Below are 19,366 nucleotides of genomic sequence, written 5' to 3' on the forward strand. Positions count from 1 at the left end.
CGTCGCGCCGATCTTCGGACCCGTGATGGGCGGCTACATCACCGACAACTTCACCTGGCCGTGGATCTTCTACATCAACGTGCCAATCGGCCTGTTCTCTGGTGTGTGCGCTTACCTGCTGCTGCGCGGCCGTGAAACAAAGATCACGAAGCAGCGCATCGACGCCGTTGGCCTTGCGCTGCTCGTGATCGGCGTGTCGTGTCTGCAGATGATGCTGGACCTGGGCAAAGACCGCGACTGGTTCAGCTCGAAGTTCATCGTCGCACTGGCGGTGATCGCTGCCGTGTCGCTGGCCTTCATGCTCGCGTGGGAAGCCACCGAAAAAGAGCCAGTTGTCGATCTCTCGCTGTTTCGCGACCGCAACTTCGCGCTTGGCGCGCTCATCATCTCGTTCGGCTTTATGGCGTTTTTTGGCTCGGTGGTGATCTTCCCGCTGTGGCTGCAAACGGTGATGGGCTACACGGCCGGGATCGCGGGCCTCGCGACCGCGCCGGTCGGCCTGCTCGCGCTCGTGCTTTCGCCCTTGATCGGACGCAATATGCACAGGCTCGATCTGCGGCTGGTGGCGAGCATCGCGTTCCTGGTGTTTGCCTTCGTGTCGATCTGGAATTCCACCTTCACGCTAGACGTGCCCTTCGATCACGTGATCCTGCCGCGCCTGGTGCAGGGTATCGGCGTAGCGGGCTTCTTCGTGCCGATGACGACCATCACGCTTTCGAGCATTTCCGACGAGCGCCTGGCGAGCGCTTCGGGCCTGTCGAACTTCCTGCGCACGCTGTCCGGCGCGATTGGTACGGCTGTGAGCACGACGTTCTGGGAAGACGACGCGATCTATCACCATGCGGTGCTGACGGAATCGGTGAATGTGTATTCGCCGAATACCACCGCGTATCAGGACGCATTGACTAGCCTGGGTTACGCGGGCCAAAGCATGACCGCGAAGATCAACGACGTGGTGACGTCGCAAGGCTACATGATGGCGACCAACGACTTCTTCCGCATTTCCTGCGGCGTGTTTCTCGTGCTGGCCGTGCTGGTGTGGATTACGAAGCCCAGAAAGGGCGCGGGACCGTCGATGGGCCACTGATGGCTCAAGGACGGTCCCGTCTGGTTCTACAGCCTAAGTCCTAAGACCTAAGTCGAGTTGCAGCCTTAGCGGGCGGTTACGCCTTCAGTCTGGATTTCGACGCGGCGGTTCTGCGAGCGGCCTTCCACGGTGGCGTTCGACGCGACAGGCTTCGTTGCGCCGTAGCCGTGCACTTCGTACTGGCCGGCGTGCAGGCCGTGCGATTGCAGATAGTTGCGCACGGTTTGCGCGCGGCGCTGCGAGAGGCGGTCGTTCAGGGCCTTCGAGCCGGTCGAGTCGGTATGACCGTCGACGATAACCGTGCCGATGTTCACGCCGTCGCTGTCCGCGATGAACTTGTCGAGCGCCTGCTTGCCCGCCGGCAGCAGGTCGTACTTGTTGATCGCGAAGTTGGCGTCCGCGTTCAGCGTGATCGTGCGCGGCGCTTTCTGGACGACCGGCTGCTGGACCGGCGGCGGCGGAGGCGGCGGGGCTTCCTGCACAGCCGGCTGCGGCGCCTGACAGACGAACAGGATTTCACGCGGATCGTTTTCCGGCTTGAAGCCAGAAGCCGCGCGATCGACCGACGAGACGCGCAGAGGCTGTTTGTCGCCGCAGATCTCGTTGACCTTCTTCATGCATTCCTTCGAGCTTTCGAGCAGCCCGAGACATTGCACGCGATAAGCCTGGGTGCCGTTGGCAAGCGTCACGACGTCGAGGTTATGCATGGGCCCCGATGCGGTGGTGCAGCCGGCGGCGACGACGATCAGGAAGGCCAGCACGCTGACTGGCAGAAGTCGCATTTTCATTTTGGATTCGAATGATTGAGGAGTAGTGAAACCGTCCGGCATGCGCCGAAGCTGGCTCACAATACGGTTCCTCGATAACCCGCTCAATCAGAAAATGCTTAAATCCGCAATCGAAATGATTCGATTCGAAGTCCGTCTTAATATGCGTTGTTCTACTTAAGATAATTCGCAGAACCGCATACACAAAGCCCCGGACAGAGCCGGGGCTTGCACGTACATCATGAAGCGCGGGCCAGCGTCAAGGCGCCGAGGCCGATGCAGTCGGTGCCGCCGCCGAGGCGGGCAGCGGCGCTGAGCCGGTGTCGCCCATATCGCTCTTGTTGTTCGAGCCCGGGATCGACTGTTCGATGCCGGTGCGCACGTACTGCTTGAACGCCGCACCCGCCGCCCACGGATCGGGCTTGCAGCCGATCGAACTGTCGCAGTGAGCCGCGAAGCCGATGGTGGTGGTGCCGTCGCCGTTCGAAGTCTTCGTGATCTCGTAAGCGAGCGCGCGCTTGCCGCCGCCGGGGCCGGCGGTCTGGATCAGCGAGTCGGTGACGGTCTGGACTTCGTACATCGAATGGCCGCGCACCCAGTCCTGGGCGCGTTGCCACCAGATGTCGCACTGGGGCTTGTCGCTGCAGGTCAGCGGTGCGGTGGCGATCTGCATGACGTCGGGGTTGACCTGGCCGCGCGGCGCGCAGGCTGCCAGCGCCGCGCAGAGCAGGATCGGCAGGGTTCGTTTCATCGCGTGGGTTCCTCCCTTAAGGGGCACGCGCGCTGCGCGGCCCGTCCGTTTGTCGTTGGCGTGACTCGTTGGAGTCCTCGCATGACTATAAGGGATGGAAGCGCGGCGGGCGCCGCTTAAGGGCAGGCGCGCAAGTGCGATGCCCGCTGCGCCGCACCTGCAGTCAGAAAAACCCGCGCTCAGACGCTGAAGCGATTGAGCGTATAAGCGCGATAAGCCGCCACAAACGCGTCGAACGAACCGACTTCCTCGCGCTCGAGCTTGGCCTGCTCGTCGAGCGATTCGCGTGCGAGTTGGTCGAAGTGAGCCGTCGTCTGTGCGTCGAGCGGTCGTGCGAGGAAATCCGCCGCATGGCGCTCGCTTTGCGCGAGCGCAAATTGCAGGAAGGTTTGCTGCTGGTCGCGCATGGTTTGCAGCACGCGCGCCGAAGGCGTCAGCGACGCATCGGCGAGCTTCGCGCGCTGGGCGGCCAGCGCGCGTGCATGCGCGTCGCCGCCGTGCAGCGCGTCGAGCGCCGCCGCCGTGCGTTCGATCTTCTCGAACAGTTCCGTCGCCCAGTCCTGCATCGCCACGCTCTGGCCGCCGCGCGTGAGCGCGAGGCCCGGCTTGCGCCCTTCCTTGGTGACGAGGCCGAAGTTCTCGTTCGCCTCTGCGTAATCGGCTTCGGGCAACAGCGGGCTGTCGTCGAGCGCGCAGGCAAGCAGGTAGGCATCGAGAAAACGTGCCGCCTCCAGTGAAATGCCAGTGGGCTCGAACGGGTCGATGTCCATGCAGCGCACTTCGACGTACTGCACGCCGCGCGCGGCGAGCGCATGCAGCGGCCGCTCGCCGGGCCAGGTCACGCGCTTGGGGCGGATCGTCGAATAGAACTCGTTTTCGATCTGCAGGATGTTGGTGTTGATCTGCACCCACTCGCCGTCGCGATGCGTGCCGATCGCCTCGTAAGGCGGATACGGCTGGCTCACGGCCTGCGCGAGCGCGTCGAGATAACCCGGCAGCGTGTCGTAGTCGGCGCGCAACGCGGACTGACCCGTGGTGTTCGAGTAGCCCAGGTCGCTCATACGCAGGCTCGTTGCGTAGGGCAGATAGAGCGTGTCGGCGTCGAGGCTTTGCAGCGTGTTTTCGCGCCCGCGCAGAAAGCGCGCGTCGAGCGCGGGCGAGGCGCCGAACAGATACATCAGCAGCCAGCTAGTGCGGCGGAAATTGCGGATCAGCGCGAGATAGCGTTCCGACTGATAGTCCGTCTGCGTGGCTGTCGATTGATCGTGCGCATGCAGCACGCGCCACACTTCTTCGTTGAGCGAATAGTTGTAGTGGATGCCGGCGATGCACTGCATGGTGCGGCCATAGCGCAGCGCCAGACCCATGCGGTAGACGTACTTCAGCTTGCCGATATTCGAGCTGCCGTAGCGGGCGATAGGAATGCCGTCGTCGCTGGCGGGCAGCACGCCTGGCATCGATTCGTTCCAGAGCATCTCGCCGTCGCGCGCGAGCACGCTATAGACGTAGCGATGCAGCTCGTCGAGCTTGTCGAGCGTGATCGAGGCGTCCTGCTCGGCAGGTGTGATGATCTCGATCAAGGCTTCCGAATAATCGGTCGTGATCGACGGATGCGTAAGCGCCGAACCCAACGCCGCGGCATGCGGCGTCATGGCGAGATGGCCGTTGCGCGTGACCCGCAGGCTTTCCTTTTCGATGCCGCGCAGACCGCGCGTGAGCGCGTCGCGATGCGGCCCGGCGCTCAGCACGGAAAGGCGCTGCGTGAGAACGTCGTTCGTGCGTGTAGAGGTCGTGTCTGGCATTGAGGGCAGGTCGGGCACTGGCCGGCGGCGGCATCGCTAATTGCGCGCTGTTGCGTAAATGCGTGCGCCGCTGGCAGGGAATTTTTCGGTAGCGGGCACTTTAACATCTCGCCGAAAGACCTGCTTGAGGCCACTTCGGGCCTGCCTTTGCGGCTGGGTTGACCGCGCTGGAAGCCAATGCCGACAAGGTTTTAAGCGATTTGCGCAGCGACGCGGCAGCGACCGGCGCAGGATTGTCGAAGCCGTCGTTATCGCGTGGATTGCCGCACCTCAGCCGCCGCGTGCGGCACCCGCGCGATCGGCGATTTCGTTCCAGAGATGCATGGCCGCGTAGGCGCGCCATGGCCGCCAGGCATCCGTGCGGGCGCGCTGTTGCGTGGCGCGCACGAGCGCGGGGTCGCGTGCCGCGATGGTCTGCATCAGCACGAGATCGGTGGCGGGCCAGGCATCGGCATCGCGCCAGGCGCGCATCGCCACGTATTCGACCGTCCACGGGCCAATGCCCGGCAGCGCGAGCAGCGCTGCACGCATCGCGTCGAGCGTGGCGCGTTGCGCTGCTGCGTCTGCCGCGCTGGCTTTGCGGCCTTGATCGGGCGCTGGCGATCGTTCGATAGCGACCGCGCCGCTTGCCACGGCCGCCGCGAAGCCCTGTAGCGCCGCGATGCGCTTGCCCGGCATGCCGATGCCGGTGAGATCCGCCGCGGCAAGCGCCGCAGGCGTGGGAAAGCGCCACGCCGTGCGCGCGTGGGGGTGGCCCTCGATAGGCTTGCCGACCCGCTCGACGAGGCGCCCGACGATTGTCGTCGCGGCCTTCACGCTGACCTGCTGGCCGACGATCGCGCGCACCACCAGCTCGAAGCCCGACCAGGCGCCCGGCACGCGCAAGCCAGGCGCGGCAGCGACAAGCGGCCCGAGCCACGGATCGTCGCCCAGGCCTGTCTGGATCGCGGCAGGATCCGCATGGATATCGAACACGCGTGCAAGGGGCGCTGCGAGCGCGGCCGCATGCACGCTCACCGGCCCGTCGATCTGCGCGACGAGGCAACGCTTGCGCGCATGGCGGCGCACGGCAAGCGTGCCGCTCGCGCCGTTGAAGTCGATGGCGCGCAGCCACGCTCCATCCTCGACGGCTTCGACGCCGGGCGTTGCGCGGCCCGCCAGAAAGCGCAGCATGCGCGGCCAGTCGTAGGGCGCGCGAAACGGCAGTTCGAGCGTGGCGCCCGCGACTTCGAAGGCTTCAACAGATGGCTGGACAGCGCTCAAACAGTGGTCTCCGGTGGGTTGTTGGCGCGCTCGCGCCGTTCGACTCTGGTGGTGGGCTGCACGGCTTCGGGCAGCACATGCACCTCGCCCGCGCGTGCTTCCGCGTCGATCAGCGCGGCCTTGCGCTCGAGGCCCCAGCGATAGCCCGCGAGTGAGCCACCCTTTTGCACGACGCGATGGCACGGAATCGCCAGCGCCACCGGGTTCGACGCGCACGCGCTCGCCACGGCGCGCACCGCGCGCGGTGAGCCCACGGTCTCGGCGATTTCGCTGTAGCTGCGGGTTTCGCCATAGGGAATGCGCTGGAGCGCGTCCCAGACGCGTTGCTGGAACGCCGTCGCAGACAGGTCGAGCGGCAGCTCGATGCGCTCGCTGCGGCCGTGCAGATAGGCGTCGATCTGCGCGACGAAGGGCGCGAGGGCTGCGGCGTCCTCGACGCATCGGGCGTTCGCGAAATCGGCATGCAGGCTTTCGCTCAATGCCTTCGCACTGTCGCCGAAAGCGATCCGGCAGATGCCCTTGTCCGTCGCAGCGACGATTACGCGCCCAAGCGGCGTGAGCGCGCTCGCATAGCGGATCGTGAGGCCCGCGCCCTTGCGCCGGAACGCCGAAGGCGCCATGCCCAGTTCGCCTGCCACGCTCTCGTAAAGCCGCGACGACGAGTTGAAGCCCGCATCGGCGCTTGCTCGCGTGACGTCGGTGCCTTGTGCCAGCGCGTCGCGCAGAACCGCGCCGCGTCGCGCAGCCTGATATTGGCGCGGCGAGACGCCCAGCACGCGCTTGAAGAGGCGCTGCAGGTGGAACGGGCTCAGATGCACCGCCTCGCCGAGCTGGGCGAGCGTGAGGCGCTCCTGGGGATCGGCGTCGAGCGCCGCGCAGGCGCGCCGTACGATCTCCAGTTCGCGTGGCAGGCCGCCAGGACGGCAGCGTTTGCAGTCGCGGTAGCCGGCGGCGCGGGCGCTCTCGGCATCGGGGAAGAATTCGACGTTTTCGGGGCGCGGCAGGCGCGACGCGCAGGACGGGCGGCAGAACACGCCGGTGGTGCGCACGCCGTAGAAGAACTGGCCGTCGGCGCGCGCATCGCGTGCCGAAATGGCGGCCCAGCGCGCGGCGTCGGCGGCGGCGTCGAGGGGGGCTGAAGCGGTGGAAGGGACGGCGTTCATGTCATGACTCCCGGTGAGAGCAGATTCGATGGTCCCACTGTAGCCCTGCGTATACGCACGGACGCGCCGGATCTTGCGCTGTCGTTCGGGCGAGCGCCAGGCTCCCACGTCACCTCTGCTTCAGCCTCTATTTTGCCTGTTTGGGCCACGGCGATCTGTCACAAATCTGCCCCTTTCAGGGGCGGCGTCTGCACCCTGGAAGGGCGGTGCGACAATTTGGCACCATTGCGGGTTTTCCCTTAAAAACTTGTTGCAACGCGTCAGACCGCTGTGTATAGTGGTTCTTGTCTCCTCCATGTCTCCTCCTGATATGGATTAAGCCCGCTCACAGCAGCGGGCTTTTTTTCGTCCAGCGTTTTTGCAAGCGCTGCGCCCGCGTTCCCCGCTGGATTCCTCCTACACTGCATGGACGCAATGACGCGCCCCGCAGCGGTGGACACCATGCAGATCCAGATTCGCGAAATCGACCATGTGGTGATCCGCGCGGCGGATCTGCCGGCTCTGACTCGCTTTTACTGTGAGGTGCTGGGCTGTCACGTCGAACGTGAGGAGCGCGAACTGGGACTGGTGCAATTGCGCGCGGGGCGCTCGCTGGTCGATCTGATCACGGCGGGCGGGCCGCTCGACCGTCACGCGCCGAGCGGCGCGGGCCGCAACATGGATCATCTCTGTCTGCGCGTGGAGCCGTTTGACGGCGAGGCGCTGAAGGCCTGGCTCATTCAGGCTGGCGCGCACCCAGGCGATGTGGTGCAGCGCTATGGCGCGGAAGGTTTCGGGCCGTCGCTGTATCTATTCGACCCGGAAGGCAACATGATCGAGCTTAAAGGGCCGCCGGCTGCCTGATCCGCGACGACGCTGCGACGGCATCCTCGCTCACACGTTTTCGGGCGCCTTGTAGACCGTCCATTCGACCGCGACCGGCTCGCTCTTCTCGCTGCCGATCCACGCAGCGCCGTCCTGAACCGTGCATTGCAGGCGCATGGTGCGTTCCGCAAGCTTGCCCAGCGAAGCCGCCACGCCCTCGCCCAGCGACCAGACGGTCACGTTGCGCAGGCGTTCGACCTTGCTGCGCACGCCCTGCCACCAGATGTCCGAGGTGCGCCCGCCATAGGCGATCACGATGACTTCTTCCGAGCGGCCGCTGGCCTTGGCGATGCGCCGCTCGTCCGGCTGGCCGACTTCGATCCAGGTCTGGATGGCGCCGGTGTAGTCCTTGCACCAGAGATCCGGTTCGTCGGTGTCGGACAGACCCTTGCAGAACTCCAGACGCTCGCCTGCGAACAGCGCAAAGGCGGCGATGCGGACCATCATGCGATCGTCGGTTTCGGAGGGGTGGCAGGCGATCGTGAGCGCATGGTCGGCGTAGTAATGCCGGTCCATGTCCGCAATCTGCAGTTCTGCCTTGAAGATGGTCGATTTGAGTGCCATACCGAATCCCGCGCCGCGCAAAAGCCGCACATGATAGCGAGTTCCAGCACGAACTGTGCCGCAATCATCAGACAGCGGCGTGCCGGGTCATCCTGGATGGTCTGACACGAAAATGACAATGCTGCGACGCTTGACTACGTGCATTACTACCCGATTCACTGCCTGATGAAGCGATCGCTGGTCCAGAGGCCTTGATCGTCGGCGTTGGCGGCGTTCACGAATTCGATGTCGTGACCGTCGACGCGCACGACGCGAAAGGTCTCGTTTTCCGGCGTCGAGAGGCAACGGAAATCCGCGAAGTACTCCTGCATCTGCTGATGCTCGCCGGCCTGTTCATGCAGCGACACAGCATCGAGCTTGTCCTTCGACAGGCAACCGTACGATCCGGGCTTGAACTGCACGGTTTGCTGCGGCTTGACGGCGACGTCCTGTGCTTGCGAGGACACCGCGCACAGGAGGCCGGCGGCGAGCAGGGCCATCGTAGATAGCATTTTCATGTTTGTCTCCGTAGGGAATTTTATTCAGGTTAGCTATGTATTTAACTTCTATGCCTGTGCCGACTTTCTGAATCTACGCGACCAAGAGCGGACTGCAAGCAATTCTCGTGTGCGAATGCAACAGGGTCGTGCCGTCCAGGGGCGCGCGGGCTTATCAGCCGGGGTTGACGCAGCGCACACAGATTTTCCGGGCAAGCGCCTCGAAGGCGCGCCATTCTTCGCCGGATACAGAAGAAAAATGATGCCAGCCGCCCTCTTGCGCTACCGAAATCTTCGTGGATAAATCGGGGCTCCCTATAGAGAACGTGGAGACCGTCATGACCCTTGCCCACTGGCTGCCGTTTGCGATCGCATCGGCCATACTCGTCGCCATTCCGGGGCCGACGGTTCTGCTCGTCGTGTCCTATGCGCTCGGTCATGGCCGTCGCTACGCGCTCGCGACCACCGCCGGCGTCGCGCTGGGCGACTTCACCGCGATGACGGCCTCGATGCTCGGCCTGGGCGTGATCCTGGCGGCTTCCGCGGCGCTTTTCTCGGTGCTCAAATGGGTTGGCGCGGCATATCTGATTTATCTGGGCATCAAGCTCTGGCGCGCGCCTGTCATGACCGCCGAATCCGCCGATACGTCCGAGACGCGCACCGGCCGCATCTTCGCGCACGCCTACGCCGTCACCGCGCTCAATCCGAAGAGCCTGATTTTCTTCGTCGCCTTCGTGCCGCAGTTCATCGACCAGCACGCCGCCGTGCTACCGCAGATCGTCATCTTCGAAGCCACCTTCCTTGCGCTTGCCACGCTCAACGCCTTTGGCTACGCCTTGCTCGCGGCGGCTGCACGGCGCGCAGTGCGTAGCCCGCGCGTTCAGCGCGCGATCAATCGCACCGGTGGGTCGCTCCTTATCGGTGCGGGCCTGTTTGCCGCGGTCTGGAAGAAGTCGGCGGCTTGAAAGACGCGCCTTTGGCGCTGGCGTCAACTGGGAGAACTCCAGGCACGTCACCTGCTCAAGCGCTTGCGTGCGGCGGCGCACCCTGCTTCCGATGAATCAGTATTCGCCCGCAGTACAAGCTGTAGCTTTCCGGCTACAATGAACCCGCAACCGCTTGACAACCAGGAGGTTATCGTGATCGAGCACGTAATACTGGGCGCGTTTCTGGTCATCCCCCTCGTCATCGTCGTTTTCCTGTTCTCGGACGAAATTCTCGAGGAGCATCGGCAGCGCGTGGAAGCGGGTGCACCCCATATCGACTGGCGTCATCCGCTGCGTAGCATCCTGCATCACTGACTGGCGGCATGAACGGCGGCCCGGCACCTGCACCGGGTTCGTCGTCCATGCGCCGTGCGGAGGGCGCGCCCGGTCCATTTGATGGACGGAGGCACTCGTGGAATTCGAGTTCTCCTGGATGACGTATTTCGTCGCCCTGTTCGCGCTGATGGTCTGCTCCATCGCCCTATCCCTGCTTTGTCCCGGCGCCGGCAGGCGTCGCGATCCAGCGCCGCCTCCGTCTGAGCCGGATGCCGAAACTGGCGAATCTCAATCAAGACCTCCTCCCCGCGCGCCGTAATTCATCGGCTGCGTAATTCGGCGTTACCACTTGCATCACCTGTTTCCGCGCTTCGCAGCGACAATCGCTCGCATGTTTTCAAAGGTTCTCAGGGAGAACATCATGCGTAAGATTGCAGCCGTACTGGTGGTGGCGGGATGTGTGATGGCGGCTGGCCCGGCCAGCGCGCACGATCATGGCGGCGATGTGGTGGGCGCGCTTGTCGGCGGCGCGCTGATTGGCGCGGTGGTGGGCGCGGCGATCAACGGCCCGGCTGTGGCCTATCAGGCGCCCGTCTATGCGGAGCCCGCTCCGGCGCCCGTGCCGGTGTATGCCGAACCCGCTCCGGTCTACGTGGCCGCCCCGGCGCCCGGCGGTTGTTACGACCAGTATTCGGGCCGTTATGTGCCGTGCGCGCCGCCGCAACCGGCCCCGCCGCCCCCGCGCTATGAAGGCTATAACGACGGCTACGGCCAACCCGGCTGGTAACTCTACATATCCACGCCAAGCGGGCTCGCCGCGCTCAGGCGAGAACCGCCTGCTCGACCGGCGTGATCTGCAGTTCCAGCTTCTGCGTGAGCCGCACGACGCTGAATTCGACAGAACGGCCGATGCGCGAGGCGTCGAGCAGACGCTGAAGCGCATCGATGCCATCCACAGCCACGCCGTCGATCGCGACGATCGTATCGTCCACGCGCAACCCGCCCAGCGCGGCGGGACCGCCCTTCACCACTTCCATTACGCGCACGCCGCTGGTTGCGCCCAGTTCGAAAAAGCGCTGCACCTTGCGGGCGATCGGCACGGTTGTACCCGCGATGCCCACGTGGGCACGCCGCACGCGCCCATGCGCGAACAGTTGCGTGATGACCCATTTCGCCGAATCGATCGCCGTGGCGAAGCAGATCGCTTGCGCACCCGGAATGATCGCCGTGTTCACGCCGATCACCTGTCCCGCCGAATTGACGAGCGGTCCGCCCGAATTGCCCGGATTGAGCGCGGCGTCGGTTTGGATCACGTCGTAAATCATCCGTCCGGAGTCCGAACGTAACGATCTGCCGAGCGCCGACACCACGCCCGTCGTGACCGTCTGCGCAAGACCAAGCGGACTGCCCACCGCGATCGCGATCTGACCGACGCGCAGTTTCGCGGACTCACCGAGCTGCGCATGCGGCAAGATCTCGGAAGCGCCGATGCGCAGCACCGCGAGATCGGTGCTCGGATCGTCGCCGACCAGATCGGCGTCGTAGGTCGAGCCGTCGGCGAGCGTCACGCGCAGCGCGCTGGCGCCGTGTACGACATGGCTGTTGGTGAGCAGATAGCCGTCGGGCGTGAACAGAAACCCCGATCCGGTACCGCCGCGCGCCGCGCCCGGACTGCCGGAATTTGCGCGGCGCTCGACCGCGATATGAGCGACAGCGTGCTGCACGCGCTCGAGCGCGCCGATGACGGTTTGCGAATAGGCGTCGAGCAAGGCTTCGTCGCCGTGAGAACGAGTGCTCGCGCTATCCGCACGTTCGGGTGACAGGTCGCGCGCGAGATCGTCGATGAAGGATGGACGGCTTCCCACGATCAGAATTCTCCGATGAAAGTGCGCCGTACATGCAGGGGTTGCAGGTCGATTTCAAGAGACGTGGCCAAATCCCACCTGGGACGCGGCAAAGTTGCGCCAAGGGACAGATTGATTCCTGGTGGCGAAGGTCAACGATTGTCAGATCGGCCACGCAGCCATTGAAGCGCTACCGGTGAGCTACGACAATGGTTTTGCGGCGACGTCCCCTCGCGCCGTGTTGTCGGTAGTCGGCAACAGTAGTTGGCAAGCTCTTTCGCCGCGGCCCCTGCCGCGGCTATTTTTTTGGGCCGCCAGTATGTGCAAGGTGAAAATCGCCGCCTGAAAGAAAGAAGCCCGCACATTGGCGGGCTAATCCATGCTCGGGTTACATGGCGAGGTAAATCAAATCGGTATTGCGGCGCCCTTTATTGGCGGGCTGCGCGCCGGTCGGCTCGTCAGGCGGCGAGGCGCGCCTTGAGTTGAAGACGCTCGAGTTGCGTCATCAGCGAGTCGATCGTACGAAACTGGGTTTGCGAGAGCTGGGCCGAGTCGAGCAGATTCGACAGGCGGCGATGCCAGTACTCGACGGAAAGAATCGGAACCGTGCCGTCGGTCAAAAGCGATGGCACCATAACGCGCATGATGTGCGCGATTTCCTGATCAATGAACATCATGTTGTTCGGCCCCCGGTTTGGTCAAATCTCATTTATTGGATCTGTTTAGCCACTCTAGTTCGCCGGTAGCCGGTGACTAGCTATCACAATTGATAGGGGGGAGAGAGGGAGTTCGAGCAGATAAGCCGAAGGCCCGCCAGAAGGCGCTTTCAGCGCCCTCTGCGTTTGGTTGATACGCTTGAGCCAGGAGATTTCCTGGTGTTGTACCGTTGTCCTTAACGTCGCCAGCCGTGGCCATAATAACCACCAACGCCGACCCCAATATCGACTGCAGGCGCGGCGTAATAACCTGGAGCGTAACCGTAACCATATGCAGGTGCTGGCGCGTAAGCATAAGGCGGAGCGACAACGCAGCCTGTTAGCGTCGCAACACCCGCGGCAGCAATTACGGTGCAAATTAATCGAAACGTTTTCATGGTGTTCTCCCGAATGCCTTTATTGTCGGCAAAAGCGAGGTTTGAAAACGAAACGATGTGTGACCGCTGGTTACGGCGGTAAAGATCAAGGGCCGCAGCATGCAGGCCCGGTGTAACCGGATGCAATCAATTCACAATCCTTACTGATTGCCGACGGTATAAGCAGCCCAATCTGTTGACGATGCAATTGATTGGGGATCCTGCTTATTCCCCGATTACTTCCCGATGCAGAACCGGCTAAAAATCACGCCGAGCAGATCGTCAGAGGTGAACTCGCCGGTAATCGAATTCAGCGACTCCTGGGCAAGCCGCAGTTCTTCCGCGAAGAGATCGAGCGACTGCGCGTTTTGTTGAGCATGATCCGCAGCCTGAGCGAGATGCTCTCGCGCCGCACGCAGCGCGATCAAATGGCGTTCGCGCGCGAGATAAACGCTCTGCGCGCCGGCTTGCCAGCCCGCGATGCGCAGCAGTTCCGCACGCAGCAGCGCGACGCCAGCGCCCTGTTTGGCCGACAGGCGCACTTCGCAAAGCTCGGCGCCATGATCCATCGCGCGCTTCGCCACTTCGGGCGCCACATCGGTCAGATCGGTCTTGTTGAGCACGCGCACGACCGGCACGTCCGCCGGAAAGCGCGCGGCGATCGTATCGTCTTCCGCCGTCATACCCACGCGTGCGTCGAGCAGATGCAACACGACGTCGGCGCGGCCGATTTCGCTCCAGGTGCGTTCGATGCCGATCTTCTCGACTTCGTCTTCGGTTTCACGCAGACCTGCCGTGTCGATGATGTGCAGCGGAATACCTTCGATCTGGATCGTCTGGGAAATCTTGTCGCGCGTGGTGCCCGCCACCGGCGTGACGATCGCGAGTTCCGCGCCCGCGAGCGCGTTGAGCAGCGACGATTTGCCGACGTTCGGCTGCCCCGCGAGCACGACCGCCAATCCCTCGCGCAGAAGCGCGCCCTGACGCGCCTCCGAGAGCACATGGTCGAGCTGCGCGCGAATCGCACCGAGCTTGCCGCGCGCGTCGGCGGCTTCGAGAAAGTCGATTTCCTCCTCGGGGAAATCGAGCGTCGCTTCCACCAGCATGCGCAGCGTCACGACGTCGTCGACCAGCGCGTGGATATCGCGCGAAAACGCACCATCGAGCGAGCGGCCCGCCGAACGCGCGGCGGCTTCCGTGCTCGCTTCGATCAGGTCGGCAACGGCTTCGGCCTGGGCGAGATCGAGCTTGTCGTTGAGGAACGCGCGACGCGTGAATTCACCCGGTTCGGCCAGACGCAGGCCGAAGGCGCGACCCGCTTCGATGCAGCGTTGCAGGACCAGTTGCAGCACGATCGGGCCGCCGTGGCCCTGCAGTTCGAGCACGTGCTCGCCCGTGTACGAATGCGGCGCCGGAAAGTACAGCGCGATGCCGCGATCCAGCACGGTGCCCGCGCCGTCGAGGAACGGTACGTAGCTCGCATGGCGCGCGGCCAGTGTCTGGCCAGTCAGCGCTTGCATGAGCGCCTCGGCGGCGGCGGCACCCGCGCGGCCGGCCGATACCCGCACGACCCCGATTCCGCCGCGACCGGGCGCAGTGGCAATGGCGACGATGGGATCGGTATCGGTGGAGAGCATGGCGGGTGAAGTCGAGGTGAATCGGTGAGTTCGGGAAGAGGCGGCGCCGGCGCCCAGAGGCGTTCTGGCGTAGACGCGCGAAGCTGCGTGGATTGTAACGCGTGGGCCTGGCGATTCCCGGTCTAGGGCGAGATCGGGAATGATCTGAATTTATCTCAAATTAGATAAGCGTTGTCTTAAAATTCGAGACTAAATTTGGGACAAAAATCCCATGTAGGGACAAAAAATAACCAGCCAGCTTGCCTCTTCGCACATGCGACAAATAGTTGAGGTAGTTGCGTTTTTAGGCGATTTGCAGCTTTCATGAGCTATATATAGCCCAACTGGTTGTCAACTTCGACGAAAGCCGATTGCACAATCAGCGTCATGCCAACCCCTGAAGAAAAAGCCGCCTTCGCGAAACGTCTTGAGATCGCCATGAAGCGTGCGCCCGAAAAACTGCGCGGCAGCACCGATCTCGCGAACCGGTTCAACCTGCGCCATCGCGGCGAACAGCCCGTCTCGCCCCAAACCGCTCACAAGTGGTTGAGCGGCCGCACCATTCCCACGAGCGACAAGCTCGAAACGCTGGCCGAGTGGTTCAACGTGGACGTGCATTGGCTCCACTACGGTCCGCCACCGGGCAAGACCGCGGCTGCCGTGCCGAAGCCGCGCAAGCATGACGACAAATACCCGCTTTCCGAGGAGACCATCGAACTGGCTTCGAAGATCGAGTCGTTGAGCGCGCATCAACGTTACCTCGTGGAAGAGCTGGTTTCGCAGTTCTACGGCGGTCCTGACTGACTCCAGAGCGCAGTATCGCCCGGGCACCACGCAAACCGCCTGACCATGAAAAAAGCCGCCTGACATGCGTCAGGCGGCTTTGTTTTTGTGGCCCTGAAGAGGCGTAGGCGAAAGCGGCATCACGTACCGCCTTCGCTTGAAGCAGCGCAGTTACGCGGCTTCCTTTTCCTTCTTCTTGCCTTTGCCCATCATGCGCGTGATGTAGTACTGCTGCGCGATCGAGAGCACGTTGTTCACGACGTAGTACAGCACCAGACCCGCCGGGAAGAAGAAGAACATGACCGAGAACGCGATCGGCATGAACATCATCATCTTGGCCTGGACGGGGTCCGGCGGCGTCGGGTTCAGACGCGTTTGCAGGAACATCGAGACGGCCATCAGCACCGGCAGGATGAAGAACGGATCCTGCTGCGAAAGGTCGTGAATCCACAGAATCCACGGCGCACCGCGCATTTCCACCGACGAGAGCAGCACCCAGTACAGCGAGATGAACACCGGAATCTGGATCACCACCGGCAGACAGCCGCCGAACGGATTCACCTTCTCGGTCTTGTACAGCTCCATGAGCGCCGCATTCATCTTCTGCGGGTCGCTCTTGAAGCGCTCGCGCAGTGCCTGCATGCGCGGCGTGATTTCCTTCATGCGCGCCATCGACTTGTAGCTCGCAGCCGACAGCGGGAAGAACACCGCCTTGATAAGCAGCGTGAGCAGAACAATCGCCCAGCCCCAGTTGCCCACATAGCCGTGGATCTTCTCGAGCAACCAGAACAGCGGCTTGGCGATGATCGTTACCCAGCCATAGTCCTTCACCAGCTCCAGACCCGGCGCGATGCCTTCGAGCATGCGCTCTTCTTCCGGACCGGCAAAGAGGCGCGCCTGCACGTTGTCGGTCGCACCCGGAGCGATCGTGCCGAGCGGCTGCTTCACGCCCACGCGATACAGCGAGTTGTCGAACTTCTCGACGTAGATGTCGCGCTTGACGCCTTGCTGCGGAATCCACGCGGTCGCGAAGTAATGCTGCACCATCGCAACCCAGCCGTTATCCGCCTGGTTCACGAAATCAGCCTTGTTCTTGTCGATGTCGCTAAACGAGATCTTCTGGAAGTGATGCTCGTTCGAGTACACCGCCGGGCCGATGAAGGTGTGCGAGAAGCGCGGCGTTTCCACCGGCTCGCTGTCGCGCACCAGCTCCATGTAGAGCGTGGGCGAAACCGGCGTGCTGCCCAGGTTCTGCACCTTCGTGTCCACGCCGATCACATAGCTGCCCTTCGTGAACGTGTAGGTCTTGGTGACCTTCACGCCGCTCTTTTCGGGCGAATCGAGGCTGATCTGGAACGAACCGGCGTCGCCGCTCAGCTCGCGCGGACCGGGCGCGGCCGTGTAGATGTCGTTGTGGTTCGGGAAGTCGCCACCGAGCAGACCCGTACGTGCGAGGTACGTGTGGTCCTTGGTGTGGTCGAACAGCGTGATGTACTGGTCGGGCTGCTTGCCGTCGCCTTCCTTCACGAGCGAAAGCTTCGTGAGCGTGCCGCCGCGCGTGTCGATCTCACCGTCGTAGACGTCGGTGTGGAAGTGCACGAGCTGGGCGGTGGCGGCGGCGGGCTGCGCCGTGCCGGTGGGCGCTGCGCCTGCGGCCGCGGCCGGCAGATCGGAAGCGGCGTCAGGCGCGCTCGCGGCAGCCGTGCCGCTGGCGGCGGTCTGCGTTTGCGTCGCGCTCGGGAAGAACATCGACTGACGTCCGTGGTCGCGCTGCCAGTTGTCGTACAGCATGACCGCTGACATGAAGAAGATGACCCATAGGACGGTGCGTTTGATATCCATGCGTTGTCTCAGTGTCGATGGAATGGCGCATCAGCGCTTATTCGGGGGTGCAGGCGGGACCGGATCGACGCCGCCCGCCGAAAACGGGTGGCAGCGGCACAGCCGCCGGGCGGCGAGGTAAGTCCCGCGCGCGGCGCCATGATACTGGATTGCCTCGCGTGCGTAATCCGAACAGGAAGGATAAAAACGGCAGCGGTTGCCGAGATAAGGACTCACGGCAAGCTTGTAGAAACGCAGTAAAGCGATCAGTACCGTTTGCATGGCGTGGCGGCCAGAGAGCGCCGCGTGGGAAGACGGACAACTTGCCGCACCCGCGTGGAGCGCGGATGTGGCGTGCGCGGCGCAAACACGCGGTTCGCGCATCGCACTCATGAAGCGTCAGGCGCCTGAGGAGCGGGCGCCGCCGCAACCGGAGTCGCGACGTTGCGCTTCGCGACCTCGCGTGCTGCTTTTTCGAGCAAAGCCTCGATTTCGGTGCGGCAAAGCGCCTTGAGCGGCGGCGACGAGGCGCCCGGCATGGCCTTGCGGTCGAATTTCGTATGCAGACGCAGCAGCAGATCGAAACCTTCGAACTGCGCGCGGCGCACGCGAAACGCCTCGCGGGCAATGCGGCGCACCAGGTTGCGCGTAACCGCGCGCGGCGCGTACTTCTTGCCGATCACAAGCCCGAGCCGCGCGTCCTGGCCTGTAGGTCGACCGTACACGACGAAGTGCTCGGTACGGCGCCAGGGGCGCAAACGAAAAACGGATGAGAACTCATCCGTTTTCAGTAGCCTTGCGGCCTTCGGGAAAGCGGCCTGCGTTCGCAGCGAGGCGGCGCACACATCGTCCGCTTTGCCCGATTCTTCCGGCAATTCCGGCTGTTCCGGCAGTGTCACGTCAGCCCCGCTATCGTCGATCGTGCAGATAGCGAAGCTATCGACAACACTGGGAAGCGTCGCTTAGATCGCGAGGCGCTTGCGACCCTTCGCACGGCGTGCGTTGATCACTTTGCGGCCACCGGCGGTCTTCATGCGCACGCGGAAACCGTGGGTACGCTTGCGACGGGTAACGGAAGGTTGGTAAGTACGTTTCATGTTGCTCTCACTTGTTGAGAAATGACCGCGGCGAGCATCGCGGAAAAAAGCAATGGCCGGTGGTACAAGGGATTGGTTTTCGCGGAACCCGCTATTTAATCCCGTTTTTCCTTGGTCGTCAATAGCTTAGGGTGCCGGCACGCATAAATTCGCCCTGGTCGCACCCTGGGAATGGCTCGCTGCGGCCTTGCTGCGACCAGGTTCCGCCGATGGGGCGCGAACACGCCATGCGTTGATCCGTCCCTGTGGATAACTCCCAGGCCAGGAGAAATCGGCGTTAGAATCTCGCCTATCCCAAGAATCCTGCATGCCGCTCCGGCCCGCCTGCTTGCCGCAAACCCTTTGCCGCGCGGGCTTCCGGAGCATTTGCCGTCGCCCCGTCAGGGCCCCGTTGCATTTGTGCGACACGCGCGGCGCGGCCGCAATGCCTGCAAACAAAACGACCACAGCAACTCGATGAACGAATTCTGGCAACACTGTTCCGCACTACTGGAGCGCGAGCTGACGCCCCAGCAGTACGTGACGTGGATCAAGCCGTTGGCCCCGGTTGCCTTCGATGCTGCGGCGAACACGCTGCAGATAGCCGCACCCAACCGCTTCAAACTCGACTGGGTCAAGAGCCAGTTCTCGGGCCGTATCACCGATATGGCGCGCGACTTCTGGCAGAGCCCGGTCGATGTGCAGTTCGTCCTCGATCCGAAGGCGGGTATGCGCGCGCCCCAACCGGCCGCAGCTGCACCGCGCGCGCCGCTGGCGAGCGCGCCTGCGCAATACGAACCTGCGTTGCAGGCCGCTCAGGCACCGGCTTATCAGGCAACCCCGCACACAAGCCAACAGACGGGCCACCAGGCCAGCGCAGCGAATCCGGCTGGTCCGAATTCGGCGCTGGCGGCGGCCCAACTGGCGCAGGCCAACGCAGCGGCAGCCGCCGCCGCACGTGACGACGCCGCCGACCTCGATCTGCCGAGCCTCGACGCCAACGAAGCCGCCGCAGGCCGCCGCAGCTGGCGGCCGGGCCAAAGCGCGGCTGCGGCCGCCGCAGCGAACGGCGGCGAGCCCGATCCGACCTACGAGCGCTCGAAGCTCAACCCCGTGCTCACGTTCGACAATTTCGTGACCGGTAAGGCGAACCAG

22 protein-coding genes are annotated in these 19,366 nt (G+C 63.6%); 7 read left to right on the plus strand and 15 right to left on the minus strand.

Annotated elements, in window-relative coordinates; genetic code table 11:
* A partial coding sequence (locus tag VG320_RS20625) for a DHA2 family efflux MFS transporter permease subunit (protein WP_327201919.1) occupies window positions 1–1,087 on the plus strand: 1,087 nt, incomplete at its 5' end.
* A gap of 65 nt (window positions 1,088–1,152) precedes the next feature.
* Here the strand turns inward: VG320_RS20625 and VG320_RS20630 are convergent.
* The 5 genes from VG320_RS20630 to ada form a co-directional block, all read right to left on the minus strand.
* On the minus strand, window positions 1,153–1,875 hold the full coding sequence (locus VG320_RS20630) for an OmpA family protein (RefSeq protein WP_327201920.1): 723 nt from the start codon (window positions 1,873–1,875) through the stop codon (window positions 1,153–1,155).
* Window positions 1,876–2,113: 238 nt separating this feature from the next.
* Entirely contained in the window at window positions 2,114–2,605 is a 492-nt protein-coding gene (locus VG320_RS20635) for a hypothetical protein (RefSeq protein WP_327201921.1), read from the minus strand.
* Between the two features lie 179 nt (window positions 2,606–2,784).
* Window positions 2,785–4,407, minus strand: a complete 1,623-nt coding sequence (gshA, locus tag VG320_RS20640; RefSeq protein ID WP_327201922.1) for a glutamate--cysteine ligase — start codon at window positions 4,405–4,407, stop codon at window positions 2,785–2,787.
* 270 nt (window positions 4,408–4,677) lie between these two features.
* Window positions 4,678–5,580 (minus strand): DNA-3-methyladenine glycosylase family protein, encoded by a 903-nt coding sequence (locus tag VG320_RS20645; RefSeq protein ID WP_414696085.1) that lies wholly within the window; start codon window positions 5,578–5,580, stop codon window positions 4,678–4,680.
* An 86-nt stretch (window positions 5,581–5,666) separates the two neighbouring features.
* Window positions 5,667–6,833 carry a bifunctional DNA-binding transcriptional regulator/O6-methylguanine-DNA methyltransferase Ada gene (ada, locus tag VG320_RS20650; protein ID WP_327201924.1) on the minus strand — a complete coding sequence of 389 codons (1,167 nt, stop codon included), beginning with the start codon at window positions 6,831–6,833 and terminating at the stop codon, window positions 5,667–5,669.
* A 441-nt stretch (window positions 6,834–7,274) separates the two neighbouring features.
* Between ada and VG320_RS20655 the strand changes: the two genes are divergently transcribed.
* Window positions 7,275–7,676 carry a VOC family protein gene (locus VG320_RS20655; RefSeq protein ID WP_327201935.1) on the plus strand — a complete coding sequence of 134 codons (402 nt, stop codon included), beginning with the start codon at window positions 7,275–7,277 and terminating at the stop codon, window positions 7,674–7,676.
* A gap of 30 nt (window positions 7,677–7,706) precedes the next feature.
* On the opposite strand, the gene VG320_RS20660 is transcribed toward VG320_RS20655, so the two are convergent.
* Together VG320_RS20660 and sap1 are read right to left on the minus strand one after the other, a co-directional pair.
* On the minus strand, window positions 7,707–8,261 hold the full coding sequence (locus VG320_RS20660) for a YaeQ family protein (protein WP_327201925.1): 555 nt from the start codon (window positions 8,259–8,261) through the stop codon (window positions 7,707–7,709).
* Window positions 8,262–8,416: 155 nt separating this feature from the next.
* On the minus strand, window positions 8,417–8,758 hold the full coding sequence (sap1, locus tag VG320_RS20665; RefSeq protein WP_414696084.1) for a surface attachment protein Sap1: 342 nt from the start codon (window positions 8,756–8,758) through the stop codon (window positions 8,417–8,419).
* 317 nt (window positions 8,759–9,075) lie between these two features.
* Between sap1 and VG320_RS20670 the strand changes: the two genes are divergently transcribed.
* The 3 genes from VG320_RS20670 (at window position 9,076) to VG320_RS20680 (ending at window position 10,786) form a co-directional block, all read left to right on the plus strand.
* Window positions 9,076–9,702 (plus strand): LysE family translocator, encoded by a 627-nt coding sequence (locus tag VG320_RS20670; RefSeq protein ID WP_327201926.1) that lies wholly within the window; start codon window positions 9,076–9,078, stop codon window positions 9,700–9,702.
* 174 nt (window positions 9,703–9,876) lie between these two features.
* The gene (locus tag VG320_RS20675) at window positions 9,877–10,038 is read left to right on the plus strand and encodes a hypothetical protein (protein ID WP_027815941.1); all 162 of its coding nucleotides are present in this window, start codon (window positions 9,877–9,879) and stop codon (window positions 10,036–10,038) included.
* 382 nt (window positions 10,039–10,420) lie between these two features.
* Complete coding sequence (locus VG320_RS20680; RefSeq protein ID WP_327201927.1) at window positions 10,421–10,786, plus strand: ecotin precursor; 366 nt, start codon at window positions 10,421–10,423, stop codon at window positions 10,784–10,786.
* 34 nt (window positions 10,787–10,820) lie between these two features.
* Here VG320_RS20680 and VG320_RS20685 read toward each other — a convergent pair whose 3' ends face one another.
* From VG320_RS20685 to mnmE, 4 genes are all read right to left on the minus strand, one after another.
* Complete coding sequence (locus tag VG320_RS20685) at window positions 10,821–11,864, minus strand: S1C family serine protease (protein WP_327201928.1); 1,044 nt, start codon at window positions 11,862–11,864, stop codon at window positions 10,821–10,823.
* Between the two features lie 437 nt (window positions 11,865–12,301).
* Window positions 12,302–12,520, minus strand: a complete 219-nt coding sequence (locus tag VG320_RS20690; RefSeq protein WP_327201929.1) for a hypothetical protein — start codon at window positions 12,518–12,520, stop codon at window positions 12,302–12,304.
* A 215-nt stretch (window positions 12,521–12,735) separates the two neighbouring features.
* Window positions 12,736–12,936, minus strand: a complete 201-nt coding sequence (locus tag VG320_RS20695; RefSeq protein ID WP_327201937.1) for a hypothetical protein — start codon at window positions 12,934–12,936, stop codon at window positions 12,736–12,738.
* Window positions 12,937–13,151: 215 nt separating this feature from the next.
* Complete coding sequence (mnmE, locus tag VG320_RS20700; RefSeq protein WP_327201930.1) at window positions 13,152–14,552, minus strand: tRNA uridine-5-carboxymethylaminomethyl(34) synthesis GTPase MnmE; 1,401 nt, start codon at window positions 14,550–14,552, stop codon at window positions 13,152–13,154.
* 366 nt (window positions 14,553–14,918) lie between these two features.
* Here mnmE and VG320_RS20705 point away from each other — a divergent pair, with 366 nt between their 5' ends.
* Window positions 14,919–15,335, plus strand: a complete 417-nt coding sequence (locus VG320_RS20705) for a transcriptional regulator (protein WP_327201931.1) — start codon at window positions 14,919–14,921, stop codon at window positions 15,333–15,335.
* A gap of 150 nt (window positions 15,336–15,485) precedes the next feature.
* Here VG320_RS20705 and yidC read toward each other — a convergent pair whose 3' ends face one another.
* From yidC to rpmH, 4 genes are all read right to left on the minus strand, one after another.
* Window positions 15,486–17,156 carry a membrane protein insertase YidC gene (gene yidC, locus VG320_RS20710; RefSeq protein ID WP_327201932.1) on the minus strand — a complete coding sequence of 557 codons (1,671 nt, stop codon included), beginning with the start codon at window positions 17,154–17,156 and terminating at the stop codon, window positions 15,486–15,488.
* A 30-nt stretch (window positions 17,157–17,186) separates the two neighbouring features.
* Complete coding sequence (yidD, locus tag VG320_RS20715) at window positions 17,187–17,417, minus strand: membrane protein insertion efficiency factor YidD (RefSeq protein WP_327201933.1); 231 nt, start codon at window positions 17,415–17,417, stop codon at window positions 17,187–17,189.
* A 107-nt stretch (window positions 17,418–17,524) separates the two neighbouring features.
* Complete coding sequence (rnpA, locus tag VG320_RS20720; protein WP_414696086.1) at window positions 17,525–18,010, minus strand: ribonuclease P protein component; 486 nt, start codon at window positions 18,008–18,010, stop codon at window positions 17,525–17,527.
* A gap of 87 nt (window positions 18,011–18,097) precedes the next feature.
* Complete coding sequence (gene rpmH / locus VG320_RS20725) at window positions 18,098–18,232, minus strand: 50S ribosomal protein L34 (protein WP_004198824.1); 135 nt, start codon at window positions 18,230–18,232, stop codon at window positions 18,098–18,100.
* A 456-nt stretch (window positions 18,233–18,688) separates the two neighbouring features.
* Between rpmH and VG320_RS20730 the strand changes: the two genes are divergently transcribed.
* Window positions 18,689–19,366: DnaA N-terminal domain-containing protein (locus tag VG320_RS20730; RefSeq protein WP_327201934.1), on the plus strand; the 678-nt coding region annotated here is incomplete at its 3' end.

The organism is Paraburkholderia sp., assembly GCF_035948235.1.
In the GTDB taxonomy this organism is placed as follows: Bacteria; Pseudomonadota; Gammaproteobacteria; order Burkholderiales; family Burkholderiaceae; genus Paraburkholderia.

Bases quoted from the DNA above. Each gene is read 5' to 3' on its own strand.
- VG320_RS20680 (WP_327201927.1), top strand. From the start codon at position 10,421: ATGCGTAAGATTGCAGCCGTACTGGTGGTGGCGGGATGTGTGATGGCG.
- rpmH (WP_004198824.1), bottom strand. From the start codon at position 18,232: ATGAAACGTACTTACCAACCTTCCGTTACCCGTCGCAAGCGTACCCAC.
- VG320_RS20670 (WP_327201926.1), top strand. From the start codon at position 9,076: ATGACCCTTGCCCACTGGCTGCCGTTTGCGATCGCATCGGCCATACTC.
- sap1 (WP_414696084.1), bottom strand. From the start codon at position 8,758: ATGAAAATGCTATCTACGATGGCCCTGCTCGCCGCCGGCCTCCTGTGC.
- yidD (WP_327201933.1), bottom strand. From the start codon at position 17,417: ATGCAAACGGTACTGATCGCTTTACTGCGTTTCTACAAGCTTGCCGTG.
- gshA (WP_327201922.1), bottom strand. From the start codon at position 4,407: ATGCCAGACACGACCTCTACACGCACGAACGACGTTCTCACGCAGCGC.
- VG320_RS20660 (WP_327201925.1), bottom strand. From the start codon at position 8,261: ATGGCACTCAAATCGACCATCTTCAAGGCAGAACTGCAGATTGCGGAC.
- VG320_RS20630 (WP_327201920.1), bottom strand. From the start codon at position 1,875: ATGAAAATGCGACTTCTGCCAGTCAGCGTGCTGGCCTTCCTGATCGTC.
- VG320_RS20655 (WP_327201935.1), top strand. From the start codon at position 7,275: ATGCAGATCCAGATTCGCGAAATCGACCATGTGGTGATCCGCGCGGCG.
- mnmE (WP_327201930.1), bottom strand. From the start codon at position 14,552: ATGCTCTCCACCGATACCGATCCCATCGTCGCCATTGCCACTGCGCCC.
- yidC (WP_327201932.1), bottom strand. From the start codon at position 17,156: ATGGATATCAAACGCACCGTCCTATGGGTCATCTTCTTCATGTCAGCG.
- VG320_RS20690 (WP_327201929.1), bottom strand. From the start codon at position 12,520: ATGATGTTCATTGATCAGGAAATCGCGCACATCATGCGCGTTATGGTG.
- VG320_RS20645 (WP_414696085.1), bottom strand. From the start codon at position 5,580: ATGCTGCGCTTTCTGGCGGGCCGCGCAACGCCCGGCGTCGAAGCCGTC.
- VG320_RS20635 (WP_327201921.1), bottom strand. From the start codon at position 2,605: ATGAAACGAACCCTGCCGATCCTGCTCTGCGCGGCGCTGGCAGCCTGC.
- VG320_RS20695 (WP_327201937.1), bottom strand. From the start codon at position 12,936: ATGAAAACGTTTCGATTAATTTGCACCGTAATTGCTGCCGCGGGTGTT.
- ada (WP_327201924.1), bottom strand. From the start codon at position 6,833: ATGAACGCCGTCCCTTCCACCGCTTCAGCCCCCCTCGACGCCGCCGCC.
- VG320_RS20705 (WP_327201931.1), top strand. From the start codon at position 14,919: ATGCCAACCCCTGAAGAAAAAGCCGCCTTCGCGAAACGTCTTGAGATC.